The sequence below is a fragment of the Streptomyces sp. NPDC002054 genome (assembly GCF_040296685.1).
GTDB lineage: Bacteria > Actinomycetota > Actinomycetes > Streptomycetales > Streptomycetaceae > Streptomyces.
The window spans coordinates 95,343-120,973 of record NZ_JBEOXT010000006.1 but is presented as its reverse complement, the minus strand read 5'-3'; the positions used below and the strand labels follow the sequence as shown (position 1 = coordinate 120,973).

General features: G+C 71.5%; 27 protein-coding genes. 13 read left to right on the top strand and 14 right to left on the bottom strand.

The genetic code is table 11. The annotated features are described in order from the left end of the window. Nucleotides 1–194 precede the first annotated feature (194 nt). From ABT123_RS07485 to ABT123_RS07475, 3 genes are all read left to right on the top strand, one after another. Nucleotides 195–554, top strand: coding sequence for a hypothetical protein (locus tag ABT123_RS07485; protein WP_351310749.1), 360 nt, complete (start codon nucleotides 195–197; stop codon nucleotides 552–554). A 91-nt stretch (nucleotides 555–645) separates the two neighbouring features. After that, complete coding sequence (locus tag ABT123_RS07480; protein WP_351310747.1) at nucleotides 646–1,788, top strand: PLP-dependent cysteine synthase family protein; 1,143 nt, start codon at nucleotides 646–648, stop codon at nucleotides 1,786–1,788. Next, nucleotides 1,785–3,083, top strand: a complete 1,299-nt coding sequence (locus ABT123_RS07475; protein WP_351310745.1) for an MFS transporter — start codon at nucleotides 1,785–1,787, stop codon at nucleotides 3,081–3,083. Before ABT123_RS07480 ends, ABT123_RS07475 begins: the two co-directional genes overlap by 4 nt. Before the next feature lie 76 nt (nucleotides 3,084–3,159). Here the strand turns inward: ABT123_RS07475 and nucS are convergent, their stop codons facing one another. After that, nucleotides 3,160–3,831 (bottom strand): endonuclease NucS, encoded by a 672-nt coding sequence (gene nucS, locus ABT123_RS07470; RefSeq protein WP_351310743.1) that lies wholly within the window; start codon nucleotides 3,829–3,831, stop codon nucleotides 3,160–3,162. A 232-nt stretch (nucleotides 3,832–4,063) separates the two neighbouring features. Between nucS and ABT123_RS07465 the strand changes: the two genes are divergently transcribed. Continuing rightward, nucleotides 4,064–4,456 carry an SCO5389 family protein gene (locus ABT123_RS07465; protein ID WP_150207310.1) on the top strand — a complete coding sequence of 131 codons (393 nt, stop codon included), beginning with the start codon at nucleotides 4,064–4,066 and terminating at the stop codon, nucleotides 4,454–4,456. 102 nt (nucleotides 4,457–4,558) lie between these two features. Here ABT123_RS07465 and ABT123_RS07460 read toward each other — a convergent pair whose 3' ends face one another. Then, complete coding sequence (locus ABT123_RS07460; protein ID WP_351310741.1) at nucleotides 4,559–5,590, bottom strand: LLM class flavin-dependent oxidoreductase; 1,032 nt, start codon at nucleotides 5,588–5,590, stop codon at nucleotides 4,559–4,561. 211 nt (nucleotides 5,591–5,801) lie between these two features. Here ABT123_RS07460 and ABT123_RS07455 point away from each other — a divergent pair, with 211 nt between their 5' ends. Beyond that, nucleotides 5,802–6,128 (top strand): Rv1322 family protein, encoded by a 327-nt coding sequence (locus ABT123_RS07455; protein WP_351310740.1) that lies wholly within the window; start codon nucleotides 5,802–5,804, stop codon nucleotides 6,126–6,128. Between the two features lie 10 nt (nucleotides 6,129–6,138). Here the strand turns inward: ABT123_RS07455 and ABT123_RS07450 are convergent, their stop codons facing one another. The 7 genes from ABT123_RS07450 to mce all read right to left on the bottom strand — a co-directional run bounded on the left by ABT123_RS07450 (nucleotide 6,139) and on the right by mce (nucleotide 16,423). Then, entirely contained in the window at nucleotides 6,139–6,996 is an 858-nt protein-coding gene (locus tag ABT123_RS07450) for an ABC transporter permease (protein ID WP_351310738.1), read from the bottom strand. Then, nucleotides 6,993–8,117 (bottom strand): ABC transporter ATP-binding protein, encoded by a 1,125-nt coding sequence (locus ABT123_RS07445; protein ID WP_351310736.1) that lies wholly within the window; start codon nucleotides 8,115–8,117, stop codon nucleotides 6,993–6,995. The genes ABT123_RS07450 and ABT123_RS07445 overlap by 4 nt, the downstream gene beginning before the upstream one ends. Nucleotides 8,118–8,254: 137 nt before the next feature. Continuing rightward, nucleotides 8,255–9,010, bottom strand: coding sequence for an ABC transporter permease (locus ABT123_RS07440; RefSeq protein ID WP_351310957.1), 756 nt, complete (start codon nucleotides 9,008–9,010; stop codon nucleotides 8,255–8,257). A gap of 2 nt (nucleotides 9,011–9,012) precedes the next feature. After that, a complete protein-coding gene (locus ABT123_RS07435; protein ID WP_351310734.1) occupies nucleotides 9,013–10,035 on the bottom strand; it encodes an ABC transporter ATP-binding protein in 1,023 nt (340 codons plus the stop codon). 136 nt (nucleotides 10,036–10,171) lie between these two features. Then, nucleotides 10,172–11,110 (bottom strand): coiled-coil domain-containing protein, encoded by a 939-nt coding sequence (locus ABT123_RS07430; protein ID WP_150207304.1) that lies wholly within the window; start codon nucleotides 11,108–11,110, stop codon nucleotides 10,172–10,174. A gap of 195 nt (nucleotides 11,111–11,305) precedes the next feature. Next, nucleotides 11,306–15,808 (bottom strand): polarized growth protein Scy, encoded by a 4,503-nt coding sequence (gene scy, locus ABT123_RS07425; RefSeq protein WP_351310731.1) that lies wholly within the window; start codon nucleotides 15,806–15,808, stop codon nucleotides 11,306–11,308. 186 nt (nucleotides 15,809–15,994) lie between these two features. After that, entirely contained in the window at nucleotides 15,995–16,423 is a 429-nt protein-coding gene (mce, locus tag ABT123_RS07420) for a methylmalonyl-CoA epimerase (protein WP_351310730.1), read from the bottom strand. Nucleotides 16,424–16,569: 146 nt separating this feature from the next. Here mce and ABT123_RS07415 point away from each other — a divergent pair, with 146 nt between their 5' ends. Beyond that, nucleotides 16,570–17,772 (top strand): acetyl-CoA C-acetyltransferase, encoded by a 1,203-nt coding sequence (locus ABT123_RS07415; RefSeq protein ID WP_351310729.1) that lies wholly within the window; start codon nucleotides 16,570–16,572, stop codon nucleotides 17,770–17,772. 86 nt (nucleotides 17,773–17,858) lie between these two features. Then, a complete protein-coding gene (gene meaB / locus ABT123_RS07410; RefSeq protein ID WP_351310727.1) occupies nucleotides 17,859–18,818 on the top strand; it encodes a methylmalonyl Co-A mutase-associated GTPase MeaB in 960 nt (319 codons plus the stop codon). A gap of 268 nt (nucleotides 18,819–19,086) precedes the next feature. On the opposite strand, the gene ABT123_RS36715 is transcribed toward meaB, so the two are convergent. Then, a complete protein-coding gene (locus ABT123_RS36715; RefSeq protein WP_374211945.1) occupies nucleotides 19,087–19,161 on the bottom strand; it encodes a 50S ribosomal protein bL37 in 75 nt (24 codons plus the stop codon). A 203-nt stretch (nucleotides 19,162–19,364) separates the two neighbouring features. On the opposite strand from ABT123_RS36715, the gene ABT123_RS07405 reads away from it, so the two are divergent. Further along, nucleotides 19,365–19,835: an SSI family serine proteinase inhibitor gene (locus ABT123_RS07405; RefSeq protein ID WP_351310725.1), complete on the top strand. Its 471-nt coding sequence runs from the start codon at nucleotides 19,365–19,367 to the stop codon at nucleotides 19,833–19,835. A gap of 82 nt (nucleotides 19,836–19,917) precedes the next feature. On the opposite strand, the gene ABT123_RS07400 is transcribed toward ABT123_RS07405, so the two are convergent. From ABT123_RS07400 to ABT123_RS07385, 4 genes are all read right to left on the bottom strand, one after another. After that, nucleotides 19,918–20,394, bottom strand: coding sequence for a MarR family winged helix-turn-helix transcriptional regulator (locus tag ABT123_RS07400; protein ID WP_351310956.1), 477 nt, complete (start codon nucleotides 20,392–20,394; stop codon nucleotides 19,918–19,920). Between the two features lie 67 nt (nucleotides 20,395–20,461). Further along, the gene (locus ABT123_RS07395) at nucleotides 20,462–21,268 is read right to left on the bottom strand and encodes an AIM24 family protein (RefSeq protein WP_351310954.1); all 807 of its coding nucleotides are present in this window, start codon (nucleotides 21,266–21,268) and stop codon (nucleotides 20,462–20,464) included. A gap of 29 nt (nucleotides 21,269–21,297) precedes the next feature. After that, nucleotides 21,298–21,948, bottom strand: coding sequence for an AIM24 family protein (locus tag ABT123_RS07390; protein WP_351310723.1), 651 nt, complete (start codon nucleotides 21,946–21,948; stop codon nucleotides 21,298–21,300). Continuing rightward, nucleotides 21,948–22,586 carry an AIM24 family protein gene (locus tag ABT123_RS07385; protein WP_351310721.1) on the bottom strand — a complete coding sequence of 213 codons (639 nt, stop codon included), beginning with the start codon at nucleotides 22,584–22,586 and terminating at the stop codon, nucleotides 21,948–21,950. Before ABT123_RS07385 ends, ABT123_RS07390 begins: the two co-directional genes overlap by 1 nt. Nucleotides 22,587–22,727: 141 nt before the next feature. Between ABT123_RS07385 and ABT123_RS07380 the strand changes: the two genes are divergently transcribed. From ABT123_RS07380 to ABT123_RS07360, 5 genes are all read left to right on the top strand, one after another. Next, nucleotides 22,728–23,087, top strand: a complete 360-nt coding sequence (locus tag ABT123_RS07380; protein WP_351310719.1) for a DUF3817 domain-containing protein — start codon at nucleotides 22,728–22,730, stop codon at nucleotides 23,085–23,087. Then, nucleotides 23,084–23,383, top strand: a complete 300-nt coding sequence (locus ABT123_RS07375; RefSeq protein ID WP_351310718.1) for an MTH1187 family thiamine-binding protein — start codon at nucleotides 23,084–23,086, stop codon at nucleotides 23,381–23,383. The genes ABT123_RS07380 and ABT123_RS07375 overlap by 4 nt, the downstream gene beginning before the upstream one ends. 199 nt (nucleotides 23,384–23,582) lie before the next feature. Beyond that, nucleotides 23,583–24,278 carry a hypothetical protein gene (locus ABT123_RS07370; protein ID WP_351310716.1) on the top strand — a complete coding sequence of 232 codons (696 nt, stop codon included), beginning with the start codon at nucleotides 23,583–23,585 and terminating at the stop codon, nucleotides 24,276–24,278. Further along, nucleotides 24,278–24,964: a DUF4166 domain-containing protein gene (locus ABT123_RS07365; protein ID WP_351310714.1), complete on the top strand. Its 687-nt coding sequence runs from the start codon at nucleotides 24,278–24,280 to the stop codon at nucleotides 24,962–24,964. The genes ABT123_RS07370 and ABT123_RS07365 overlap by 1 nt, the downstream gene beginning before the upstream one ends. After that, nucleotides 24,961–25,593 (top strand): TetR/AcrR family transcriptional regulator, encoded by a 633-nt coding sequence (locus ABT123_RS07360; RefSeq protein ID WP_351310712.1) that lies wholly within the window; start codon nucleotides 24,961–24,963, stop codon nucleotides 25,591–25,593. Before ABT123_RS07365 ends, ABT123_RS07360 begins: the two co-directional genes overlap by 4 nt. Nucleotides 25,594–25,631 lie beyond the last annotated feature (38 nt).

Below are 25,631 nucleotides of genomic sequence, written 5' to 3'. Positions count from 1 at the left end.
TGGCACCGCGGCTTGCCGCGTTGTCGTCGGTCGCCGACGCTCCGCGTGGGCTCCCTCCTCCGCCTTGCAATCCACGGCACCAGACGACCCGGGCTATCCGGCCCTGATCCGCCGGACACCCCCTAGGAACTGCCGACTGCCGCGCCTCGCGCCAGCGTCTGGCATGCCCTGAATCCACCCTCCGCGGAGGAACCATGCCCTCCCGCTCCCCTGCCCTCTCCCCTTCCCCCGTGCTGCTGCTCGCCCTGCTGCTGGGCGCGCTCCTGCTCGCCGTCCCGGACTGCGCCACGCATCCGGCAGCCGGCGCGCACCCGCATGCCCAGGTGCACGCGCATGTGCACACCGCGGAGTTCTGCGACCTGGCCGGGCCGCACGCCGAGCCCGCCGTGCAGCCGCGGGTCCGCGGGGACCTGCCGGTGCCCGGCTCCGAGCAGGCCGGGCGTCCGCCCGCCGTCCTGCGGCCCGTCGCGCCCGCACTCCTGATACCGGACACGGCCCCGAGAGCCGTCTCCGGGCGCGCAACGCTCTGCACCCTCTGTCGCTCCCGGACGTAGGCCGGCCCGGCTCCGGCCCCCTCCGCATCCCCAGCCACGTACGGACGTACAGACGTACAGACGTACGACGAGTGACGAGCGAGAGCAGACGATGAACGCATCGACGGGCACCAACCGCAACGAGAGCGGGAGCACGGGCGGGAACGCCCTTCCCGCCACCCCCACGACCCCCCTGGCCGGGCTGGTCGGGAACACGCCGCTGCTGCGCGTGGGCGAGCCCTTCGCGCCCGGCGGGCGCGGCTTCTGGGCGAAGCTGGAAGGTTTCAACCCCGGCGGAATCAAGGACCGCCCCGGCCTCCACATGGTCGAGCGGGCCCGCGCCCGGGGCGAGCTCGCCCCGGGCGCCCGGATCATCGAGTCCACCAGCGGCACCCTCGGCCTCGGCCTCGCCCTGGCCGGCATGGTCCACGGTCATCCGGTCACCCTGGTCACCGACCCCGGGCTGGAGTCCGCCATGACCCGCCTGCTGACCGCGTACGGAGCCCAGGTCAACGTGGTCTCCGAGCCCCACCCCACCGGCGGCTGGCAACAGGCCCGCCGCGACCGGGTCACCCAACTGATGACGCAGTACCCCGGCTCCTGGTGCCCGGACCAGTACAACAACCCCGACAACACCAGCGCCTACACCCCGCTCGCCCTGGAACTCGCCACCGAGCTGGGGCACATCGACGTCCTGGTGTGCAGCGTCGGCACGGGCGGGCACTCCGCAGGGGTCTCCCGCGTCCTGCGGCAGCTCTACCCGGAGCTCCGGCTGGTCGGCGTGGACACCATCGGGTCCACCATCTTCGGCCAGCCGGCCCGGCCGCGCCTGATGCGCGGGCTGGGCTCCAGCATCTACCCGCGCAACGTGGCGTACGGGCACTTCTCCGAGGTGCACTGGGTGGCCCCCGCCGAATCGGTGTGGGCCTGCCGCCGGCTCGCCTCCTCCCACTACGCCACCGGGGGCTGGAGCGTCGGCGCGGTCGCCCTGGTCGCCGGCTGGCTGGCCCGCACCCTGCCCGCCGACACCAGGATCGCGGCCGTGTTCCCCGACGGCCCGCAGCGCTACCTCACCACCGTCTACGACGACGACTACTGCGCCGCGCACGGACTGTTGGACGGACCGCCCGCGCCCGAGCCGGACGTGATCGGCCGCGTCGACGAGAAGGAGGTCACGCGCTGGACCCGGTGCCCGGCCGTGGTGGACCCGCTGACCCTGGCGGGCGACGGTGCACCGGCGGAGGACCTGCGGTGAAAGGGGCCTTCGCACAGGTACGGACGTACGACCGGAGCGTGCAGCTCCTGATGGTCAACCAGTTCACCATCAACCTCGGCTTCTACATGCTGATGCCCTACCTCGCGGCCCATCTCGCCGGGCCGCTCGGCCTCGCGGGCTGGCTGGTCGGGCTGATCCTGGGCGTCCGCAACTTCAGCCAGCAGGGCATGTTCCTGCTCGGGGGCACCCTGGCCGACCGGCTCGGCTACAAGCCGTTGATCATCTCGGGCATGGTGCTGCGCATCATCGGTTTCGCCACCCTGGGGCTGGTCGACTCGGTTCCGGCGCTGCTCGCGGCCTCGGCGGCCACCGGGCTGGCCGGGGCGCTGTTCAACCCGGCCTCCCGCGCGTACCTGGCGCTGGACGCGGGGGAGCGCCGGGTTGAGGCCTTCGCCCTGTTCAACGTCTTCTACCAGGCCGGGATCCTGCTGGGGCCGCTGGTCGGCATGGTGCTGACCGGGGTCTCGTTCAAGGTCACCTGTCTGACCGCGGCCGGGGTCTTCGCGGTGTTGAGCCTCGTACAGATCCGCGCGCTGCCCGCTCGCCGGGCGGCGGCCGACGGCCCGCGGGAGGGCGTGGCGGCGCAATGGCGGGGCATCCTGGCCAACCGGCCGTTCCTGCTGTTCGCCGCCGCGATGACCGTCTCGTACGTGCTGACCTTCCAGGTCTATCTGGCGCTGCCGCTGGAAGTGCGCCGACTGGGCGGTGACGGGCGGTTCGGCACCGTGGCGGTGGCCCTGCTGTTCGCCGTCTCCGGGCTGAGCACGGTCCTCGGCCAGACTCGGGTCACCGCCTGGTGCAAGGCCCGGCTGACGCCCGGGCAGGCACTGGTCGGGGGCCTGGTGGTGATGGGCTCGGCCTTCCTGCCGCTGCTGCTCGCCACGGCGGTGCCGGTGCCGGCCGGCGGGGCGGGCCGGTGGGCGGTGGCGGCGGTCCCGCCGGTGCTCGCCGCGCTGCTGCTGGCCCTCGGCACGATGGTCGCGTACCCGTTCGAGATGGACACCATCGTCCGGCTGGCCGGGAACCGGCTCGTGGCCACCCATTACGGCCTGTACAACACCATCTGCGGGGTGGGCATCACCCTCGGCAACCTCGGTACCGGCGCGGCCCTCGACGCGGCCCGCGCCGCGGGTGTGTCCGCGCTGCCGTGGGCTGCCCTGGCCCTGCTGGGCTTCGGCTGCGCCGCCGGCCTGTACGCCCTCGACCGCACGGGGCGCCTTGCAGCCCCGCCGGCCGGGACGGCGGCCGGGCGGGTGGAGCCGGCCTGGGCCTGACCCGGTGAACCCCGGGTGCGGGGCGGCCGGCCGTCGGTCGCCCGCCCCGTACCTCGGGGAACACTCAAGAAACGCTCTAGAACAGGCGGAGCTTGTCGTCCTCGATGCCGCGGAGGGCGTCGTAGTCCAGGACCACGCACTCCATGCCCCGGTCCCCGGCCAGCACCCGCGCCTGCGGCTTGATCTCCTGCGCGGCGAAGACGCCGCGGACCGGCGCCAGGTGCGGGTCCCGGTTCAGGAGCTCCAGATAGCGGGTGAGCTGTTCCACGCCGTCGATCTCGCCGCGGCGCTTGATCTCGACCGCGACCGTGGCGCCCGAGGCGTCCCGGCAGAGGATGTCCACCGGGCCGATCGCGGTCATGTACTCGCGCCGGATCAGCGTGTAGCCCTCGCCCAGCGTGTCGATGCGGTCCGCGAGGAGCTCCTGGAGGTGCGCCTCCACCCCGTCCTTGATCAGGCCGGGGTCAACGCCCAGCTCATGGGAGGAGTCGTGCAGGACTTCTTCCATCGTGATGATGAGCTTCTCGCCCGCTTTGTTGACGACCGTCCAGACGCCGGCGTCGTCGCCCGTCCCCTCCTTGAGGGTGCACGGCGGCGACATCCAGTTGAGCGGTTTGTACGCCCGGTCGTCCGCGTGAATGGAGACACTGCCGTCGGCCTTCACAAGGATCAGACGGGGTGCGGAGGGCAGATGGGCGGTGAGCCGGCCCGCATAGTCGACGGAGCACCGGGCAATGACGAGACGCATGGTCGGCAACGCTACTCGAAGGAGCCGCCCCCACGCGATTCGCCCCCGAAAGCCCCGTTCGCGGATGGCGCGTTGTATGCGCATTCTCCTGGTGCGGTCCCCACCGGGCGCCTACCGTGGTGAGCAGGAGGTTGCGATGCGCGCACACTGCGTTGCCGCGTGTCGCGGCTCCTCCTTCCCTGCCCGTAAGACTCCGGTCACCGAAACGGCCGGGGTCGCGAGAGGAGAACCCATGTCGCTCGACGTCTCACCGGCCCTACTCGAACAGGCCGAGCGAGGCGAGGTCGACGAAGCCGCTTTCGTCGACTGCGTCCGGACCTCCCTGCCCTTCGCCTGGGAGATGATCAGCTCGCTGGTGGCCCAGCTCAAGGTCGACGGCGGAGAGTTCGCCGACAACCAGACGCCCCCGCCGGACGAGCAGGCGCGTGGCCAGCTGCTGCGCGCGCTTGCGAGTGACGCGATACGTGGTGCGCTGCAGCGGCACTTCGGGGTGCGGCTCGCCTTCCAGAACTGCCACCGGGTCGCGGTGTTCCCCCTGGACGCCTCGGCCGACGACCGGTTGGCCAAGTTCACATCGATCCGGGGGCAGCTGCTCAACCAGTCTCCGGAGCTCCGGGACTGCTAGCGGGACGGTCGGGGGTGTCCCGACTCTTCTTGCTGCCGCTCCGCATCGCAGGGGGGTGTGACCGATACCGGGGCGGCAGCCGCGGCCGGGCGGGTGGTGGCGTCAGCCGAGCCGGGGCACAACCTCGTTGCCCAGCCGCCGGACGTTCTCCTCGGTCGAGGCGAGATCGCCCGAGCCCTCCGTCAGCAGCGCGAACCGGGTGATGCCGGTGCGCTCGGCGGTGGCCGCCAGCCGGTCCACGGCCAGCTCCGGGGTGCCCACGGGGTGCAGGTCGCACAGCAGTTCCGTATAGGCCACCGGGTCCCGCATGGCGCGGTGCCGTCCGTCGATCGTGACATGGGCGTCCAGGCCCAGCCTGAACCAGCCGGGCATGGCCTTCAGCAGGGTCTCCCGGGCATCCGCCGTGCGGTCCGCGAGCTGGCAGACCCCTGCCGAGACGTGGCCGGCATTCCGCACGGTGTCCGCGGGGTGGCCGGCCGCCCGGGCCGTCTCCCGCCACAGCGCGACCATGGCCGCCTTCTCCTCGTCCCCGCAGTGCATCCCCAGCAGCATCGGCAGTCCGCGTTCGGCGGCCATCCGTACCGAGGCCGGAGAGGTGCAGGCGACGATCACTTCCGGACGTGTCGTGTCCGCGTCCAGGGCCTCCGACGGACGCGGTACGACGGCCACCTCGCGGAAGCCGTACCGGCCGCCGGCCGACCCCACCCGCGGTTCGGCCAGCCAGCGCCGCAGCAGGTCCAGGGAGTCCGGGAACTCCTGCTCGTACGCCGGCAGGCCGCCGCCGAACACCTCCAGGTCCACCCAGGGCCCGCCCCGGCCCACCCCGAGGGTGAACCGGCCGCCCGAGGTCAGGTGCAGCAGGGCCGTCTGCTCCCCGAGGGCCACCGGGTGGGTGTTCGGCAGCACGCTCACGGCCGTGCCCACCCGCAGCCGCCGGGTGCGGCCGAGCAGCAGCGCGGCCAGGGTCACCGCCGAGGGGCACACCCCGTACGGGACGAAGTGGTGCTCGGCGAGCCAGACCGAATCCAGCCCGGCCTCCTCCGCCACGTCGGCGGTCCGCACCGCACGGTGCAGCGCCTCCCCCTGTCCCTGGCCCGGGAACTGGGCTGCCAGTACAAACGCTCCTACGCGCATCGCCTTCTGCCTCCTTGCGGCTGACGCGGCTTTCCCCGATGGCAACAACGTCTGACACGTGCCAAAGGCACGGTCTGACAGAAAAGTTATTGGGATTGTCGGCTCGGTCGCCCTCCGGCGGGGTGCCGCCATGAACACCCTGCGGGTACTCCGGCTCGCTCCGCGTAGTCTGGGAGAAAGTCCCGTCCGCCCGCAGCTTCGTGAGGTATACGTGTCACCGCGCCACAACCGCCCCCGGGGCGGCGAGAATCCGGCCGACGGCCCCCGGGGCGGTCTGGACCGCTTCGGCCTGGAGAGCACCGAGGAGTGGCAGGGCGAGGACTGGAAGGTCCGGCACGTGGCGGGCGCGAGCTCGGTCGGCAAACGCTACCGCTGCCCGGGCTGCGACCAGGAGATCCCGTCCGGCACCCCGCACCTGGTGGTCTGGCCGGAGTACGGCGGCGTGGACGACCGCCGGCACTGGCACAAGGCCTGCTGGAACGCGAAGGACCGCCGCGCCTCGAAGGTGCAGCGGTCCCGGAACGCCCCGCGGTACTAGGTACTAGGGGTCAGACGTCGCGGCGGCCGACCACCAGGTACGAGCCGGCCACCGCGGCCCCCGAGACCAGGAGCACCAGTCCGAGCTGGGCGAAGTCACTGACGGGCTGGTCGGTACCGACGCCGTTGTCCGCCCCGAAGAGCTGGATCAGCGCGACCGGCGGGCTGTAGGTCACCAGCGTCTCTCCGATCTGGGCGGTGCCCTCCCAGGCACCGAGCATCGCGCCCAGTATCGGCGGGAGGGTGACCAGGCCGAGCATCACGGCGATCCCGCCGGCGGAGTGCCGGACCAGGGACCCGACCGCCAGCGCCAGCACCCCGAGCAGGGTCACGTACAGGCTGCCGCTCATCGCCCAGGCCCACTCGCGGGGGGAGTGCACGCCGGAGCCGGCGCCGGCGTGCATCAACGCGGCGAAGATGCCGACCAGCGCGACCGAGGCCGCGACCGTGCCGAAGGCCACCGCGGCGAAGACCAGGTACTTCGCGGTCAGCACCCGGTACCGGTCGGGGGCCGCGGTCAGGGTGGTGCGGATCAGGCCGGTGCCGAACTCGGAGCAGATGCTGAGCACGCCGAGCACGATCACCGACACCTGCCCGACCATCAGGCCGAACATGGCGGGGCCGGTGAACGGCATCTGCCGGTAGTCGGGGGACGAGGTGTAGGTCACGGCGATCCCGCCGATGCCGAGCACCAGGACCACCAGCGAGGCGAGGGTCCACAGGGTGGAGCGGACCGAGACGAGCTTGGTCCACTCCGAGGCCAGCGCGTTCACGAGGGTGGGCCGGGCGGCGGGCAGCGGCGAGTCGTACCGCTGCCGGCCCTGCCCGCCCTGCCGGTCCTGCCGGTCGGTGGTCGCCGGGCCGCTCATCGGGATTCCTCGGGGTTGGTCGTGGACGGGGTGCCCGCCAGATCCCCGGGGCTGCCGGGCATCAGGAAGGGGGCGGCGGCGCCGCCGGGGGGCGGGGGAGCGTAGAAGCCCGCGGCCGTCGCGGCCGGCAGCTCCGGCGCCACCTCGTCCTCCCAGGCGGGCAGGGACATCGGCTCGGGCGCGAAGAGCTCGGCCCGCGGGTCGTCGGTGGAGGTGTACTCGACCGAGCTCTGGGTCATCCGCATGTACGCCTCCTCCAGCGAGGCCTTGTGCGGGGACAGCTCCCACAGGCGTATGCCGGCCTCGTGCGCGAGGTCGGAGATACGGGGCAGCTCCAGGCCGGTCACCCGCAGGGCGCCGTCCGGCTCCTGAAGCACCCGGCCGCCCTCCTTGGTGAGCACCTCGCCCAGGGCGCCCCAGCCCTCCGGGTCCGTGTCGGCGACCCGGACCCGAGCGAATCCGGCCGAATTGTGTGCGATGAACTCCTGCACGCCCATGTCGGCCAGCAGCCGCCCGCGACCGATCACGATCAGGTGGTCGGCGGTCAGTGCCATCTCGCTCATCAGATGTGAGGAGACGAACACGGTCCGGCCCTCGGCGGCCAGCTGCTTCATCAGATTGCGGACCCAGAGGATGCCCTCCGGGTCGAGGCCGTTGACCGGCTCGTCGAACAGCAGCACCTGGGGGTCGCCGAGCAGGGCGGAGGCGATGCCGAGCCGCTGGCCCATGCCGAGCGAGAAGCCCTTGGTCCGCTGCCGGGCCACGTCCTGCAGGCCGACCACCCCCAGCACCTCGTCCACCCGCTTCTCCGGGATGCCGGAGAGCTGGGCGAGGGCGAGCAGGTGGGTGCGGGCCCGGCGGCCTCCGTGCACGGCCTTGGCATCGAGCAGGGCACCGACGATGCGCTGCGCGTGGGGCAGCTGCCGGAAGGGGTGGCCGTTGATCGTGACCTGGCCGGAAGTGGGCCGGTCCAGGCCCACGATCAGGCGCATGGTGGTGGACTTCCCGGACCCGTTCGGTCCCAGGAAGCCGGTCACGTGACCCGGCCTGACCTGGAAGGAAAGCTGGTCGACGGCGGTCTTCGCGCCGAAGCGCTTGGTCAGTCCGACTGCCTCGATCATGCGCTGCCCCTTGCCGGCCGGGCGACTCTCGCCCGAGTAAGGCTTAAGAGGATATCGAGCGCCGTACGGTTCCGTCCCGGGCCGATCCCTGAGGTACCCCTGAGGTGCCCCTGAGACCGGCCCGGACCGGCGGCGGATCAGGCGTCGCGCTTCTTCAGCACCAGCAGCCCGCCGATCACGGCGGCGGCGACCCAGAGCACCATGATCCCGATACCGCCCCAGGGGCCGTAGGGGGTCTCGGGGCTCCCGAAGGCATCCGGCACGACCAGCATGATCCTCGACCCGGCGTTGCTGGGCAGGTACTGGCCGACCGGCCGGGTGGCCTCGAAGCCCGCGAGGACGTTCGAAAGGATCAGGAAGAACGGGATCAGGATGCTGATGGCGGCGATCGAACTGCGCAGCATGGCGGCCACGCCCATGCAGAACAGGGCGAGGAGCGCCATGTACAGGCCGGCGCCGACCACGGCGCGCAGCACATTCTCCTCGCCGATGCCGATGCCGGCGTCACCCAGGAGCGCCTGCGTGAGGAAGAACGACACGAAGCTGGTCAGCATGCCGACGGCCAGGGCCAGCCCGGTCGCCACGGCCATCTTGCCGAGCAGGAAGCGGGAGCGGTTCGGTACCGCGGCCAGCGAGGTGCGGATCATGCCGGTGCTGTACTCGGTGCTCACCACCATCACACCGAAGACGATCAGCGACAGCTGCCCAAACTGCATCGAGCTGAAGCTGGTCGCGGTCGGATCGAAGCTCTCGATCTTCGACGGATCGGCCGTGGCGCTGAACAGCGCGGCGAAGCCCACGGTGACGAGGAAGGCGAGGATGAGCGTCCAGCTGGTGGAGGCGACCGTGCGGATCTTGGTCCACTCGGACTTGAGAACGGCGGAGAGGGCCATGGTCACTCGCCGTCCTTGCGGGTCGCCTCGAAGCCGGCGCCCCAGGCGGGGACGTCGGCCGGCCGGGCCGGGTTGTCGGCGGCCACACCGGACTGCGGCGGGACCCCCGGGGTGCCGGGGGCGTGGGCGTGGTACTCGACCGCGTCCGCCGTCATACGCATGAACGCTTCCTCCAGTGAAGCCCGCTGCGGGCTCAGTTCGTGCAGCACGATCTGGTGCTGGGCAGCCAGTTCGCCGAGTTCTTCGGTGGTCGTCCCGTCGATCTCCAGCGTGCCGGTGCCCGGAACGGAGATGGCCGGGATTCCCGCCTCGTGCAGGACGTCCTTGAGGCGTTCCTGCTGCGGGGTGCGCAGACGTACGTAACTGCGCGAGTTCTGCTGGATGAAATCCGACATCGAGGTGTCGGCCAGCAGCCTTCCCTGGCCGATCACGATCAAATGCTCGGCGGTCAAAGCCATTTCGCTCATCAGGTGGGAAGAAACGAAGATCGTCCTTCCCTCCGCCGCAAGTCCTTTCATAAGATTCCTGATCCAGAGAATTCCCTCCGGGTCCAGGCCGTTGACGGGTTCGTCGAACATCAGGATCTCGGGGTCGCCGAGCAGGGCTGCGGCGATGCCCAGCCGCTGCCCCATGCCCAGGGAGAAGCCCTTCGACTTCTTCTTGGCCACGGCAGTCAGTCCGACCAGGTCAAGGACCTCGGCTACCCGGCTTTCCGGGATCCGGTTGGACTGGGCGAGGCAGAGCAGGTTGTTGTATGCGCTGCGACCGCCGTGCATGGCCTTGGCGTCCAGCAGTGCTCCGATGTATTTCAGCGGCTCCGGCAGATCCCGGTAGTGCTTGCCGTCGATCCGGACCGTGCCACTGGTCGGGTTGTCGAGGTCGAGCATCATGCGCATGGTGGTTGACTTGCCGGCCCCATTGGGGCCGAGGAAGCCGGTCACCACTCCCGGTCTGACCTGGAAGCTGAGGTTGTTGACGGCGGTCTTCGCGCCGAAACGTTTCGTAAGTCCCTCAAGCTCGATCATGCGCCTGACACTAGAACGGCCGAAGGCCCGACGCCAGTTGAAACGGGCGCGGGCCTTCGGGCACGGGGGCTTCTTGCTGCCGAACAGTACCGGGGGTGTACTGCGCGGGTACGAGCTGTGGCGTAGCGGAGGCGTACTAGCGGCTCTGCTGGGCCGGCACTCCGCGGGAGACCGGCTCGTCGTCGACGATCGGGTTGGCCGCCGCCACCGCCGCGCCGGTCAGCGTCGCGAGCATCTCGCGGACGTTGGTCAGCTGGGCGTTGATGGAGTCGCGGCGGTTGGTGAGCGCCGCCAGCTCGCGCTCGGATTCGCTGCGGATGCGGTCCGCCTTGGCGTTCGCGTCGGCCACGATGTCCTCGGCCTGGCGCTGCGCGGTCTCCACCGTCTGGCGGGCCCGGCGCTCGGCGTCCGTACGCAGCTTCTCGGCCTCCAGGCGGAGCTGCTCGGCCCGGTGCTCGATCTCGGCGAGACGCTTCTCCGCCTTGGCCTGGCGGGAGGCGAGGTCGCGCTCGGACTGCTCGCGGCGCTTGGCCAGGTTGGTCTCGAAGTCCGCGGCGGCCTGGGCGGCCTTGGCACGGGTCTCCTCGAACAGCGCGTCGGCCTCCTCGCGCTTGGAGGCCGCGTCCTTCTGGGCCTCGGCGCGCAGGGTGGAGGCGTCGCCCTTGGCCTTCTCGACGATGCGGACGCCTTCGTCCTCCGCCTTCGTCTTGCGCTCGGCGGCGAACGACTCGGCATCGTTGCGCACCTGCTGGGCCGCCGACTCGGCCAGCTCGCGGTGCTGCTCGGCCGCGCGACGGGCCTCCTCGCGCAGGTCCTTCGCCTCCTCCTCGGCGAGCCGCAGGATCTTCTCGACCCGGGCGCCGAGACCGGCGTACGACGGCTCCGCGTCGTTGACCTGGGCCTGGGCATTCTGCGTTTCGAGGTGGAGCTCCTCGATGCGCTTCTCCAGGGAGTTGATGCGGGACAGTGCGCTGTCACGGTCGGCGACGAGCTTGGTAATGCGGTCGTCCACCTGACCGCGGTCGTAACCACGCCGCACGAGCTCGAAGCCGAAGGGGGAGGATGTGTCGCTCATGGGGTTCCTGTCGAATGAGACCGATGAGGTGCTACGTGAGGTGTTAAGGGGAATCCTAGGCGCCGGAGCGGCGTGTCATCGAGTCAATGCCGTTTTGATCTGGACAATGACACCCCTTTTGAGTGGCAAGGCTACGGAATGCTTGCCACTCGTTCACCCGAGGTCCCATCAGGAGCACACTTCCAGGCACCTTGGCTAGCCCTCTGACTGCTTTCCACTCGAACGAGTGGAACCCGCTGCCGCTCCCGCCTTCACACCGCCGGCACCCTGGCCGCCCACCGATGACTTTCCGCCACCCGTAGGCGCCTCGAATGATTCCAACGCCTCAAGAACGTCCTGGACACGGGAGATCTCCGCCTGAATGTCCTCGCGTCGGCGCACCAGAACCTCCAGCTCCCGGCGCCCCTCCTCGACCAGCCGCTCCGCCTCGGACCTGGCCTCGCCGAGGATCTCCTCAGCCTCCCGGCTCAGCTCCGCCTTCTTCTGCTCGGCCTCCTTCAGCAGCTGCTCGGCCTTGCGGACCGCCGCGATGCGCACCTTCGACGCCTCGCTGCTCGCGTCCGAAACCAGCTCCTTCGCCTTCGCCTCGGCCTCCGCGCTCTGCTCGGTGGCCGCCTTCACCAGCTTGTCCACCCGCTCGCCCGCCGACTTCATCTGCTCGGCCGACTCCCGGCGGGCCCGCTCGTGCAGCTCCTCCACCTCGGACTCGACGCGACCGCGCAGCTCCTCCGCCCGTTCCCTTATGGCGGCGGCATCCGTGCGCGCGCCGACGAGCAGTTCGTCCGCATCCGTCCGGGCCTTCTCCACCAGCGAGTTGCCCTCGACGGTCGCCTCGGAGGAGATCCGGGCGGCCTCCTTGCGGGCCGCGTCGACCATCGCATCGGCCTGCTCCTCGGCCCCGGTGGTCGCGGCCAGCGCCTGCTTCTGCGCCTCGGCGGTGAGCTTCTCCGCCTCCGCACTGGCCTCGGAGATGAGCCGGTCGACCTGCTCGGCGGCCTCGCTGCGCCGCTTGTTGGCCGCCTCCCGGGCCTCGTCCAGCAGCCGCTCGGACTCCTCGCGGGCTTCGGTGCGGGCGCGCTCGGCCTCGGTCGCCGCCTCCGCCTTGACCCGCTCGGCCTCCGACCGGGTCCGGGTGGCGTGCTCCTGGGCGGAGCTCAGCGCCTCGGAGGCCTCGGCCCGCAGCTGCTCCGCCTCGGTCGCCGCCTCGCCGACCGTGCGCTCGTTGTCCCGACGGGTCTGCTCGGTGAGCTTCTCCGCCTCCGAGGCGGCCTCGCCGATGAGCCGGTCCGCCTGCTCGGCGGCCTCGGTGCGCAGCCGGTTGCCCTCGGCCCGCGCCTCGTCCAGGGTCTGCTCGGACTCCCGCTCCGCACTCGCCAGGGTCTCCTCGGCGGCGGCGGTGACCCGCTCCGCCTCGGCGGTGGCCTCGCCGATGATCCGGCCGCCGTCGTTGCGCGCGTCGTCCAGGATCCGCTCGGCCACGGCCTTGAGCGTCTCGGCCCGCTCGGCCGCCTCGCCCACCGTACGGTCGTTGGCCGCCTGGGTCTCGATGGTCATCTGCTCGGTCTCGGCGGTGGCCTCGCCGATGAGCCGGGCGCCCTCGGCGCGCGCGTCGTCCACCGTCTTCGCCGCGTCCCGCTCGGCGCCGGCCAGGGTCTCCGCCGCCTTGGCGGTGAGCGCCTCGGCCTCGGCGCGGGCCCCGTCCAGGGTGGCCGCCGCCTCGGTGGTGATCCGCTCGGCCTCGGCCGCGGCCTCGCCCAGGGTGGCTTCGTTGGCCGCCCGGGTCTCCTCCGTGTGCCGGTCGGCCTCGGAGGTGGCCTCGTTGATGAGCCGGTCCGCCTGCTCGGCGGCCTCGGTGCGCAGCCGGTTGGCCTCGGCCCGCGCCTCGTCCAGGGTGTCGGCCGCCGCGGACTCGGCCTCGGCCGCGATCCGGGTGCCCTCGGCGCGCGACTCCTCCAGGGAGACCGCCGCCTCGGACCGGATCCGGTTGGCGTCCTCGCGGGCATCCGCCCGGGTCCGGGCCGCGTCCCGCTCGGCCGCGGCCAGCGCGTCCGTGGCCTCCGTCCGCACCCGCTGGGCGTACTCGGCGGTGTCGCCGCGCAGCTGTTCGGCCTCGGCGATGGCGTCGCCGACCGTGCGTTCCGCGAGGGACTTCGCCGCGTCCGTCTCGGCCCGCGCCTCGGTGCGGATCCGGTTGGCGTCCTCGGAGGCGCGCTCGCGCTCCGCGTACGCATCGCCGCGGACCCGCTCGGCCTCGGCCTCGGCCTCCGTCTTCGTACGCTCCGCCGCGTGCTCGGCGGCGCTGCGCAGGCCGGTGATCTCCTCCTCGGCCTCCTCGCGCAGCCCGGCCACGGACTCCCGTACCTCACGGGCCGTGGTCTCGGCAGCCGCGACCAGCTCCGCCGCCCGCCGGTCCGCCTCCTCGACCAGGCGCGCGGCCTCGGCCTGCGCCTCCTCGGTCCGCTTGCGGGCCGCGGCCAGCAGTTCCTCGCTCTGCTCGCGGGCCTGGGCCCGCTCGCTGTCGGCCTCCTCGCGGGCGGCCGACAGGGTCTCCTCGGCCTCCCGGCGGCGCCGCGCGGCTTCCTCCTGGGCGGCGGCGAGGGCCTCGGCGGCCTCCGCGCCCACCCGCTCGGCCGCCGCCTTCGCCTCGGCGCGCAGCCGGTCCGCGGTCTCCTGGGCCTCCACCCGGACCCGCTCGGCCTCGGCCTCCGCCTCGCCGGTCAGCCGTACGGCGGCCTGCTCGGCCTCCGCGCGGACCCGGCCGGCGTCCTCGGCCGCGTCGGTGCGCAGCTGGTCGGCCTCGGTCTCGGACTGCGCCTGGAGGGTGCGGATCCGCTCCGCCGACTCGGCGCGCAGCCGGTCGGTCTCCTCGGTGGTCTCCCGGCGGATGCCGTCCGCCGCCGTCCGGGCGTCGCGCAGCGTCTGCTCGGCCGTGGACAGCCGGGACTCCGCCTCCTGGTGCAGCCGCACCAGCTCGGTGTCGGCCTCGGCCCGCTTCGCGGCCAGCGCCCGCTCGGTCTCCTCGCGGCGCTCGCGCACGGCCGCGTCGGTCTCGGTGCGCAGCGCCTCGGCGGCCTCCTCGGCCTCGGTGCGCAGCTGCTCGGCCTCGGCGCGGGCGCGCTCCAGGGTCTCCTCGGCCTGGGTGCGCAGGGTGGTGGCCCGCTCGATGGCCTCGGCGCGGACCCGCTCGCTCTCGGCGCCCGCCCCGCGGCGCAGTTCGTCGGCGTCCGCCTTGGACTTGGTCAGCAGCTCCTCGGCGGTCTTTGCCGCCTCCTCGATCTGCTGGACCGCCTCGCGGCGGGCCTCGCCGCGGATCCGCTCGCCCTCGGCGACGGCCTCCGCGCGCAGCTGCTCGGCCTCGCCGCGCAGCCGCCGCGCCTCCTCCTGGAGCTCGACGGTCTTGGCCCGGTACTCGGCCGTGTCGTCCTTGGCCGCGCCCTTGAGCTGCTCGGCGCCCTCGGCGGCCAGCGCGTGCAGCCGTTCGGCCTCGGCCTCCGCCTCGCGGCGGATCCGCTCCGCCTCCTCGCTGGCGGCGCGGGTGGTGGCGCGGGCGTCCTCGGACGCCTTGTTGAGGACGTCCTCCGCGGTCCGGGCCGCCTTGGCGAGCTGGGCGGCGGTGTCCTCGGCGGCAGCGGTACGGGCCTGCTGGCCGGCCTCGGTGCGCAGCCGCTCGGCCTCGGCGCGGGCATCGGCGAGCGCCTGCTCGGCCTCCGCCTTCAGCGCCTCGGTCTCCTTGGTGGCCTCGCCGACCAGCCGGGCGACCTGCTCCTTGGCGGTGCGGGTGCGCTGCTCGTTGACGGACTCGGCGGAGGCCAGCTGCTTGGCGGCTGCCTCCTTCGCCTCGGCGAGCACCTTCTCGGCCTCGGAACGGGCCTCGCGCAGGGTGCTGTCGGCCTCCTGGACCCGCTGGTCGGCCACCCGGCCGAGGTCCAGGGTCTGCTGCCGGGTCTGCTCGGACTCGGCGGAAGCGGTGGAGCGCAGCCGCTCGGCGTGCTCGGTGGCCTCCTGGGCCTGCGAGGAGGCGGCGGACAGCAGCCGCTCGGCCTCCTTCCGGGCGCGCAGCAGGGTGGCCTCGGTCTCGGCGCGGCCCACCTCGGAGGCCTCGGCCAGCCGACGGCGGGTCTCCTCGGCGACCCGGGCGGCCTCGGCGCGGGCGGCGTTCAGCGCCTGCTCGGCCTCGGCGCGCGACTCGTCCATGAGCCGCCGCGCCTGGGACTCCGTACGGGCCCGCAGCTGCTCGGCCCAGGCCACGTTCTCGTTGACGTGCGCCTCGACGGTCTGCCGGCGCTCGTTGAGTTCCTGGTCCAGCCGCTGGCGCCGGTTGACGGCCTCGGCGTGCAGTTCGGCCTGGAGCCGCGCCTGGTGTTCGGCGTGCTCCTGGAGGATGCGCTGGGTCTGAGCCCGGGCCTCGCGCAGCTCGCGCTCGGCGTCGGCGCGCATCTGGTCGGCCTGGACCTGCGCATTGCGCAGCAGCTGCTCGGCCTGGTAGCCGAGGTCCTGGTTCTCGTACGCGGGGCGGGACGCAAGAGCGCGACGCACCTCGTGGAGCTTGGCCCGCAACACCTCGACCTGGTATCCCAGGTCTTCGGCGTGCTGGACGGCCTTCTCGCGCTCCTTCTTCAGCCGCTCCATCTCGGCCTCGAAGCGCGAGAGATGGTCGGCCTCAGCCTGATGGCTCTCCTGGCGTTCGTAGCCCCGCACAGCGCGGTCCCATCCGTCCCCTGGTCGCAAGCTCACTCCCAAATGAGCACCGTCCGCCCGCTGAACGGCGCCCCCGGGGGAAATGGTGTCAGATACCGGGGCAAGGGTCACCTGGCCCCGACCCCTTCCGCACCGAAACCCCGGCCGAGCCACCCGCCACTCTACCGGCCGGGGATATAGGTGAGGTCAGTGCTCGGGGTTGGAAGTGACCAGTTCGGTGAGGACGCCGTGGCAGTCCTTGGGGTGGAGGAAGGTGATCTTGGATCCCATGGAGCCGGTGCGGGGCTCGTCGTAGAGCACGCGGACCCCCTTGCCGCGGATGGTTTCGGAGTCTCCCTGGACGTCCTCGGTGCCGAAGGCGATGTGGTGGACGCCCTCGCCGTTCTTGGCCAGCCACTTGCCGACCGCGGAGTCCTCCCGGGTGGGCTCGAGCAGCTGGAGGTACGAAGCCCCGCCGTCCGAGGTCTCGTTGATCTTGAGCATGGCCTCGCGGACGCCCTGCTCCTCGTTGATCTCGGTGTGGAACACCTCGAAGCCGTACGTGGCACGGTAGAACTCGACAGTCTTGTCGAGGTCGAAACAGGCGATCCCGATGTGGTCGATTCTTGTCAGCATGGGACCAGTGCACTGCCAGGGAGGGTGGTTACGCAACGTGCGCGCGATCACACCGACGGGCCGGTGACGCCGCCGGTACCGCTCAGTACATTCGTGTGAACCCTCGTTCACTCCTCAGCTTCCCTTGTTGAAAGGGGATCCGCCTCATGTCCGGAACGAACAACACCACTTCGGTGATCGTCGCAGGGGCCCGCACGCCCATGGGGCGACTGCTGGGCTCGCTGAAGACCTTCTCCGGTGCCGATCTCGGCGGATTCGCCATCGAGGCAGCCCTGGACCGGGCCGGGATCTCCGGCGACCAGGTGCAGTACGTGATCATGGGCCAGGTGCTGCAGGCCGGCGCCGGCCAGATCCCCGCCCGCCAGGCCGCGGTCAAGGCCGGCATTCCGATGAACGTGCCCGCGCTGACCATCAACAAGGTGTGCCTGTCGGGCCTGGACGCCATCGCGCTGGCCGACCAGCTGATCCGCGCCGGCGAGTTCGACGTGATCGTGGCCGGCGGCCAGGAGTCCATGACCAACGCCCCGCACCTGCTGCCGAAGTCCCGCGAGGGCTACAAGTACGGCGCGATCGAGATGCTCGACGCGATGGCGTACGACGGCCTGACCGACGCCTTCGAGAACATCGCGATGGGCGAGTCCACGGAGAAGCACAACACCCGGCTCGGCATCGAGCGGGCCCCGCAGGACGAGTTTGCGGCGCTCTCGCACCAGCGGGCGGCGGCTGCGCAGAAGAACGGCATCTTCGAGGCGGAGATCACCCCGGTCGAGATCCCGCAGCGCAAGGGCGACCCGGTGCTGTTCTCGGCGGACGAGGGCATCCGTGCGGAGACCACCGCCGAGTCCCTCGGCAAGCTTCGCCCGGCCTTCGCCAAGGAGGGCACCATCACCGCCGGCACCTCCTCGCAGATCTCGGACGGTGCCGCCGCCGTCGTGGTCATGAGCAAGGCGAAGGCGGAGGAGCTGGGCCTGGAGTGGATCGCCGAGATCGGCGCCCACGGCAATGTGGCTGGCCCGGACAACTCCCTTCAGTCGCAGCCCTCGAACGCGATCGCGCACGCGCTGAAGAAGGAGGGCCTGGAGGTCGCCGACCTCGATCTGATCGAGATCAACGAGGCCTTCGCGGCGGTCGCCGTGCAGTCAATGAAGGACCTGGGCGTGACCCCGGAAAAGGTGAACGTCAACGGTGGCGCGATCGCCCTGGGCCACCCCATCGGCATGTCCGGCGCGCGGGTGGTCCTGCACCTGGCGCTGGAGCTGAAGCGGCGCGGTGGCGGGGTCGGAGCGGCTGCGCTGTGCGGTGGCGGCGGCCAGGGCGATGCGCTGATCGTGCGCGTGCCCAAGGCCTGACCGGTTTTTCGGGTCCGGGCCCGCGCCGATCGCGCGGGCCCGGACCCCGTACAGCCAGCCGTAGCGAACCGAGGAGCGCAGCACGCATGACCGTGGACGTCCCCCAGCTGGTGGCGCAGGCCCGCGAGGGCAGGCCCCGGGCGGTGGCCCGGCTGATCTCACTGGTCGAGGGGGCGTCCCCGCAGCTCCGCGAGGTGATGGCGGCGCTGGCCCCGCTGACGGGCGGGGCGTACGTGGTGGGCCTGACCGGCTCGCCGGGGGTCGGCAAGTCGACGTCGACCTCGGCGCTGGTGTCGGCGTACCGGCGGGCCGGGAAGCGGGTCGGGGTGCTGGCGGTGGACCCCTCGTCGCCGTTCTCCGGCGGCGCGCTGCTCGGCGACCGGGTCCGGATGTCCGACCACGCGTCGGACCCCGGGGTGTACATCCGCTCGATGGCCACCCGCGGGCACCTGGGCGGCCTGTCCTGGGCCGCACCGCAGGCGATCCGGGTGCTGGACGCGGCCGGCTGCGAGGTGATCCTCGTGGAGACGGTCGGGGTCGGGCAGTCGGAGGTGGAGATCGCCGCGCAGGCGGACACGTGTGTGGTGCTGCTGGCGCCGGGGATGGGTGACGGCATCCAGGCGGCCAAGGCCGGGATCCTGGAGATCGGCGACATGTACGTGGTCAACAAGGCGGACCGGGACGGCGCGGACGCGACGGCGCGGGAGCTGAACCACATGCTGGGGCTCGGGGAGTCCCGGGGCCCGGGGGACTGGCGCCCGCCGATCATCAAGACGATCGCGGCGCGGGGCCAGGGCATCGACGAGGTCGTCGAAGCCCTGGAAAAGCACCGGGCGTGGATGGACGAGCGCGGGGTGCTGGCGGAGCGGCGTACGGCGCGGGCGGCGCGGGAGGTCGAGACGATCGCGATCACTGCGTTGCGGGAGCGGTTGGCGGATGTGCACGGGGATGCGCACCTCCAGGAGCTGGCGGCGGCCGTCGCGGCGGGCGAGCTGGACCCATACGCAGCCTCAGACACCCTCCTGTCCACCCTGACCCAGCAGTAGCCCTCCGGGCGCTCGTACCGCGAGGCGCGCTGCGCCGGGCCCTGGCCTCGGTCACGCTGCGGGTGGGCGGCTGCGCGGGCTGATCCGCTGCGCGGAGCCTTCCCCCACCCCGCCCCTTCCCGGCTGTACCGATAGGCGGCTCCGCCGCGTGGGGGCTCCGCCCCGGACCCCGCCAGGTGCGGGCTTCGCCCAGCACCCGGGGCTGCGCCCCGGACCCCGCTGGCGCGGGCTGCGTCCGGCACGCGGGGGGCCCGGGGCCCGGGGTGGGTTAGGCGTTGGGGCGTTTGCCGTGGTTGGCGCTCTTCTTCTTGCGGGCCCGTCGCTTGTTGCCTCGCTTCGACATGACGCGTCACTCCCTACCTTTTCGGGATCTTTCGGGCGTCGTCAGTTTACGAAGCGCCCGCCGAGCCCGCATCAGGGTGAGGCCCGCTGATCCACCCAGGGGATTCGAAAGCTCTTCGGCATGTCACACAATGTGAAACCCCAGGGGATACGGATACGTTCCGTGACGCCCGTTCGCGTCATCCAATCCCCGAGGAGGGAATCATGACTGCTTCGCGCGTTCTCCCCCGCCGCCTGGCCACGGTCGCCGCGACCGTCCTGGCCACTGCCGGCATCGGCCTGGCCGCACCCGCGGCACAGGCCGACGCTGCACTCTCCCAGCTCTCGATCACAGTCACCGAAGTCCTGGGAGGCAGTGTTCAGAACTACTACCTGACCTGCGATCCCGACGGGACCGCCGAGATCGGCAGCCCCGGCGTCCACCCCGATCCGGTCGGCGCGTGCAACCGACTGCGCGCCCTGCACGGCGACGTCGACGCGCTGAAGTTCCGGCCGGCCCCCTGCGCCAAGGAGTTCGACCCGTACAAGGTCGCGATCATCGGCCACTGGCGGGACAAGGAAGTGAAGTTCGTCGAGACCTATCCGAACCTCGACTGCCTGGCGGTGCTCACCTCCCCGGTCGTGCCGATCCCGAACGGCAACGCCGCCCACGGCAGCCCCAAGACGGTGAAGTAGCAGCCGTCGAGGCTCCGTGGCACGAAAAGAGCCGGTGAGGCCGACCGTACGGGCGGCTTCACCGGCTTCTTTTATGCCTTGCTCACGCCTTGCCGCGCCGGTCCCGCAGGTGGTCCGCCACCGGGGTGAGGGAGCCGTGCAGTGCCGCCAGTGCCTCCGGGCTCAGCAGGTCGATGAAGTGCGCGCGGACCGAAGCCACGTGGTGCGGCGCGACCTTCCGCATCGTCTCCATGCCCTCGTCCGTGAGCACCGCGTACAGCCCCCGCCGGTCCGACTCGCAGTTCACCCGCCGGACCAGGCCGGCCGTCTCCATGCGGGTGATCTGGTGGGAGAGCCGGCTCTTGGACTGCAGGGTCGCGGTGGCGAGATCGCTCATCCGCATCCGGTGGTCCTCCGACTCCGAGAGGTTCACCAGGATCTCGTAGTCGTTGTTGGTGAGTCCGAAGGGCTGGAGATCCTTTTCCAGCTGGTGCATCAGCAGCCTGCTGACGTCCAGGTGGGTGCGCCAGGCACACTGCTCGGCATCGGTCAGCCAGCGCGTGGCCGTGTCGGTCTCGATGGTCTCCATGAAAGAACTCTACCTAAGAAGTTGAATTACGTACAAAAATAGGACGATCGGAGTCAGGTCAGAGTCCGAAGCGGCGCTGGAGATCTCCCAGCTGGCCCGGCATCCGCGGGACGCCGGTCGAACCCTGCTGGCCGTGTCCGGCATGCCCGCCGTGCTGCCCGGGCACGCCCGGCTCCGCACCGACCGCCCCCACCGGCTGCTCCGCCATCAGCAGCTCCGTGGACTGCAGCAGAACCGTGCCGGCCCCCACGAACTCGAACTGGTGCTCTTCGCCGGAAGTTCCCCCGATCCCCGCGAGCTGCCGCAAACCGCCCATCACGCCCGTCATATAGCCGTGGTCGTAGTGGTGGCAGGGCGACGGGCAGTCCGCCCAGCCCACCAGCGCCTGCGGGTCCACCCGCAGCGGCGGCTCCATGAAGACCACCGGGCCGTTGGAGGCCGCCACGAACTTTCCGGTGCCGATGAGGGTCAGGAAGCCGGGGACGATCGACTGTTTGAGTGCCAGTGAGGGCTGGTAGGCGAGCAGGTTGCCGGAGCGGATCGTCAGATTGCCGTTGTCCAGGTCGTACGAGTTCACGTCGAAGGCCCGGTCGGCCAGCAGCATCTTGCCCTGGCCCTCCGCCACCACCCAGTCGGCGGCGTGCAGCGGCGAGTGGAAGCTCGTGCGCAGGAGCCGCTCGAAGCGGCCGTGGCCGATGCCGTTGAACTCGATGCGCCCGTAGTAGGCGATCATCTTGCCCTTCTGCAGGAACCACTGGCTCCCCTTGAGCTCCACGCAGAAGGTGTAGGCGTTGACGTTGTCGTCCGAGGGAAGGGTGTACGGGTCGAAGACGGTCGGGCCGGCCGGGCCGGCCGGGCCGCCCATCACGGGGCCGCCCATGGGAGGTCCAAAGGTCACAGTTTTTCCTCCGAGGCCTGAACGTACACCGCTCCCTGACCGGACAGTTCGAGCTGGAAGGCCTCGCCGGAACCGCGGCCGACCATGTCCCGCCAGCCCAGCGCCGTGGACAGCTTGTTGCGGACGTCGCCGTGGTGGGCCACGTACGCCTGCGGGTCCACATGGACCGGGCGGTTGGGGGTGATGGGGAGTTCGATCACTCCGCCGTGGGCCATCACGGCAACCGCGCCGTGGCCCTTGAGGGTGGTGGTGAACAGGCCCTGGCCGGTCACCTGGCCGCGGACCATGCCCATGACCCCGCCCTGGGAACCCATGAACATGGTGCCCTGCTGCAGGGTCCCGTCGAAGGCCAGCAGCCGGTCCGCCTCCACGTACAACGTCTCGCCGGACAGGTTGATCACCTGGACGTGGTGGCCGCCGTTGCCGAACATCACGGTGCCGCTGCCCTCGACCGTCATCAGCGGGGTCTGCTCGTTGGCCACCCGGCGCCCGATCATGCTCATGACGCCGCCCTGGCCGCCGGTGAGGTTCGGGGTGAAGGAGACCTCGCCGCGGTACGCGAGCATCGCGCCGCGCTGGCTGTAGATCCGCTGCCCCGGGATCACCTGGGCCTCGATCATCTTCGAGTTGATCTCGCGGAACGGCATCAGACGTCACCGCCGATGGTGTTGCGCTCGCTCGGCTGGACGTACACCAGGCCCTCGCCCTCGAAGCGGATCTGGAAGGCTTCGCCGGATCCCTCGCCGATCAGGGTGCGGAAGGTCACCCCGGACTGGAAGCTCTGCTGGAGGTTGCCGGTGTGCGCGATGTACGCACCCGGGTCCACCGAGAGCGGGTACTGGGCGCTGACGCGCAGCACCACGGCCGGGCCGTCGGACATGATCGCCGCCTGCCCGGTGCCCTCCACGGTGGTGGTGAAGAGACCGTTTCCGGTCGCTCCGCCGCGCAGGCCGGTGAAGCTGGTGCCGGTGCGCAGGCCGGCGTCGGTGCAGAGCAGGTTGCTGGACTCGACGTACAGCTTCTCGCCGTGCAGGTTGACCAGGTTGATCTCGCTCGCGCGGTCGGCGAAGAAGCAGGTGCCGTGCCCCTGCACTTCCATCACGGTCATCTGTTCGCCGGTCAGCCGCCGGGTGACCATGCCCCGGAGGCCTTCACCGCCGCCGGACATCTTTTTGAAGGCCATCTGACCGTCGTACGCGACCATCGAGCCGTTTTTCGCTTTCACGGCATCGCCGGTCAGGTCGACGGCGAGCACCTTGCTGCCTTGGAGTCGGAACTGAGCCACGGGGATGAAGGTATCGGCAGCGGGCGAACCCGAACAGAGCCCCCGGCCGATATCGGCCGCGAACCGGCGCCCCGGGTCAAGATCACGTAAACCGGCTGAGACACTGGGACCGACCCCCGGCCACCCTCCCGAAGGCTCACTGTGGACATCAAGACCGCTTCCGCCCTGCACCGGCTGCGCCTCGTCTCCGTACCGGAGGCCTTGTCGTTCCCGGCCCTGCTGATCTTCGGCTCGCTGCTGAGCCGGGTCTCGGACATCGACTACCTGATGATGCCGCTGGGCATCCTGCACGGCATCCTGTTCGTCATCTACGCGATCTTCCTGCTGGACGTGTGGAACCGGGCGAAGTGGCCGGTGAAGAAGGTCGCCCTGTTCTTCGGGCTGGCCCTGGTGCCCTTCGGCGGGCTGTACGCCGACAAGCTGCTCAAGCGTGACGAGGCCGACAGCGTGATGGCGGCGCGGGCGCGCGAGGTGGCCGGCAAGGAAGGCGCGGCGGCGTGATCGTCGCGTTCTCCGTGACCCCGCTCGGGGTCGGCGAAGAGGTCGGCGAGTACGTGGCGGACGCGGTCCGCGTGGTCCGCGAATCCGGCCTCCCCAACCGCACCGACGCCATGTTCACCACCATCGAAGGTGAGTGGGACGAGGTCATGGACGTCGTCCGGCGTGCCGTGGCGGCGGTGGAGGAGCGGGCGCCGCGGGTCTCCTTCATCCTGAAGGCGGACATCCGCCCCGGCGTCACGGACGGCATCACCTCCAAGGTCGACACAGTGGAACGCCACCTCGCCAACCCGCGCTGACCCCTGACCCACCCTGCCGGCTTCGCGCCGCGTCACAAGCCCCTGGCCCTTCTGGGTCGGGGGCTTTTGTGTTGCTCCAGGTCGGGGGGTGTTTGAGCGGGTGCTCAAAAACATGCCCGGAGGGTATTGAGCGGTCGCTCAAATGTGCCTATGGTCTGCGTTGAGCGATCGCTCAAATCGTGCGGGGCAAGGGGAGATCATGGGGCTGTACGTCGAGACGGTCGTGCGGACCGGGATGGCGGAGCTCTGGGAGCGCAGTCAGGATCCGGCGCAGCATCAGCGCTGGGATCTGCGGTTCACCTCCATCGACTACCTGCCGCGCGCCGAGGGCGAACCCCAGCGGTTCCGGTACGCCACCCGGGTGCTGCCCTTCCTCGCTGTGGACGGCACCGGCGTCAGCTCCGGCGAGGCCCACCGGGCCGACGGGACCCGTGTCTCCGCCCTCCGCTTCGCCTCCGCGCACCCGCTCTCCCTGATCGCCTCCGGCAGCGGCTACTGGCGCTACGTCCCCGGCCCCGACGGCATCCGCTTCCTCACCGGCTACGACTACCGGCCGCGCTGGGGCCGCTTCGGCGCCCTCGCCGACCGGCTGGTCTTCCGGCCGCTGATGGGCTGGGCCACCGCCTGGTCCTTCGACCGGCTGCGGCTCTGGTGCGAACGGGGGGTCAGCCCGGCCGCCGGGCTGGCCCGGGCCCTGGCCGAGACGGCCGTACGGCTGTTGGTCTGCGTCCTGGCCGCCGTAGTGCTGCCGCCCGCCCTCGCCGTGCTGCTCGGAGCCGCCGCCGTGCTGCTGCCGCCGCTGCCCGGCACCCCGGCCGCCCGCCGCTGCCTGCGCACCCCGCCCGGCCGGGCCGCTGCCACCGCCCCCCGACTGCTCGCCACCCTGGAACAGTGATGACCCGTTCTTCTATATTTCGGACCCATATGGGCGGCGCCTTCGACCGCCTTCACCCGCAGCTCCAGCGCCGCTTTTCGGTCGGCCTGGACAGCGGGGAGGGCTGCATCGGGCGGGGCAGCATGGACCGGATCTGGCACGGCCCCGGCTTTGTGAAGCCCTTCCTCCACCTCGGCGGGCTCCGCAACATCCTGGTTCCGCGGGAGGGGCGGAACGTGCCCTTCGTCATCGAGAACATGCCGTACGCCGACTCCTTCGGCCGGGAGACCGTCACCTTCGTCCGCACCTTCCACCTGCCGGACGGGCCGCGCCGGTTCGATGCGACCATGGTCCACAGCGCGGAACGGAACTGCGTCCTCGACTACCTGGGAACCCATCAGCACCTGGCCAGCGACCTCCACATGACCGCCGAACCGGACGGCTCGCTGCTCATCCGTTCCGGCGAACACCGGTTCAGGGAAGGGCCGGTCGACGTCCGGGTGCCCGACTGGATCGGTGGCGACGCCGAGGTGCGGGAGTCCTACGACGAGCGCAGCGGACGGTTCCGGATCCGCGTCCGGGTGGTGAACCGCCGCTTCGGCCCGCTCTTCGGGTACGAGGGCTCCTTCACCGCCGAATACGTCGACGTCGCCGGGCACGGCGTCCGCAAGGACCTGCGCCCGGTCCGGGAGGAGGTGCGCGCGTGAGCGCGACGACCAAGGAGAAGCTGCTGGCCGGCGCGCTGCGCACGCTGGTGGAACAGGGCATCGCCAAGACCTCGGCCCGCAGCATCGCGGCCACCGCCGGGGTCAACCAGGGCCTGATCTTCTACCACTTCGGGTCGGTGGACGAACTGCTCTCCGAGGCCTGCCGGTTCGGTGCGGAGCAGCGGGTGACCCGCCACCGGGAGCGGCTGGCCGGGGTGGACTCGCTCGCCGGACTCCTGGACTTCGCCCGCGAGATGCACGAGGAGGAACGGGCGGCCGGCCATGTCGCCATGCTGGGCCAGCTGCTGGCCGCCGGCCAGACCCAGCCCGCCCTGGCCGCTGCGACGGCTTCCGGCCTGGCCCTGTGGGTGGCGGAGCTGGAGACCGTACTGACCCGGCTGCTGGCCGCGACCCCGCTGGGCGAGTTCGCCGACCCGGCCGGGCTGGCCCGGGCGGTGGCGGCCTCCTTCGTCGGCATCGAGCTGTACGAAGGGGTGGACCCGGAGGGGGCCGGCCGCGCCCTCGATGCGCTGGAGCAGCTGGCGGGCCTTGCCCAGGTACTGGAGGGGCTCGGCCCGCTCAGCCAGCGCGCGGTCCGCCACGGCCTCCGCCGCGGCGCTCGCCGCTGAGCCTGCGCCGAGCGCCGGGCGGGTCGCTGGTACCGCCT

Coding starts and splice junctions, on each gene's coding strand:
- ABT123_RS07485 (WP_351310749.1), top strand. CDS start 195: ATGCCCTCCCGCTCCCCTGCCCTCTCCCCTTCCCCCGTGCTGCTGCTC.
- ABT123_RS07480 (WP_351310747.1), top strand. CDS start 646: ATGAACGCATCGACGGGCACCAACCGCAACGAGAGCGGGAGCACGGGC.
- nucS (WP_351310743.1), bottom strand. CDS start 3,831: ATGCGTCTCGTCATTGCCCGGTGCTCCGTCGACTATGCGGGCCGGCTC.
- ABT123_RS07465 (WP_150207310.1), top strand. CDS start 4,064: ATGTCGCTCGACGTCTCACCGGCCCTACTCGAACAGGCCGAGCGAGGC.
- ABT123_RS07460 (WP_351310741.1), bottom strand. CDS start 5,590: ATGCGCGTAGGAGCGTTTGTACTGGCAGCCCAGTTCCCGGGCCAGGGA.
- ABT123_RS07450 (WP_351310738.1), bottom strand. CDS start 6,996: ATGAGCGGCCCGGCGACCACCGACCGGCAGGACCGGCAGGGCGGGCAG.
- ABT123_RS07445 (WP_351310736.1), bottom strand. CDS start 8,117: ATGATCGAGGCAGTCGGACTGACCAAGCGCTTCGGCGCGAAGACCGCC.
- ABT123_RS07440 (WP_351310957.1), bottom strand. CDS start 9,010: ATGGCCCTCTCCGCCGTTCTCAAGTCCGAGTGGACCAAGATCCGCACG.
- ABT123_RS07435 (WP_351310734.1), bottom strand. CDS start 10,035: ATGATCGAGCTTGAGGGACTTACGAAACGTTTCGGCGCGAAGACCGCC.
- ABT123_RS07430 (WP_150207304.1), bottom strand. CDS start 11,110: ATGAGCGACACATCCTCCCCCTTCGGCTTCGAGCTCGTGCGGCGTGGT.
- mce (WP_351310730.1), bottom strand. CDS start 16,423: ATGCTGACAAGAATCGACCACATCGGGATCGCCTGTTTCGACCTCGAC.
- ABT123_RS07415 (WP_351310729.1), top strand. CDS start 16,570: ATGTCCGGAACGAACAACACCACTTCGGTGATCGTCGCAGGGGCCCGC.
- meaB (WP_351310727.1), top strand. CDS start 17,859: ATGACCGTGGACGTCCCCCAGCTGGTGGCGCAGGCCCGCGAGGGCAGG.
- ABT123_RS07405 (WP_351310725.1), top strand. CDS start 19,365: ATGACTGCTTCGCGCGTTCTCCCCCGCCGCCTGGCCACGGTCGCCGCG.
- ABT123_RS07395 (WP_351310954.1), bottom strand. CDS start 21,268: ATGGGCGGCCCGGCCGGCCCGGCCGGCCCGACCGTCTTCGACCCGTAC.
- ABT123_RS07390 (WP_351310723.1), bottom strand. CDS start 21,948: ATGCCGTTCCGCGAGATCAACTCGAAGATGATCGAGGCCCAGGTGATC.
- ABT123_RS07370 (WP_351310716.1), top strand. CDS start 23,583: ATGGGGCTGTACGTCGAGACGGTCGTGCGGACCGGGATGGCGGAGCTC.
- ABT123_RS07365 (WP_351310714.1), top strand. CDS start 24,278: ATGACCCGTTCTTCTATATTTCGGACCCATATGGGCGGCGCCTTCGAC.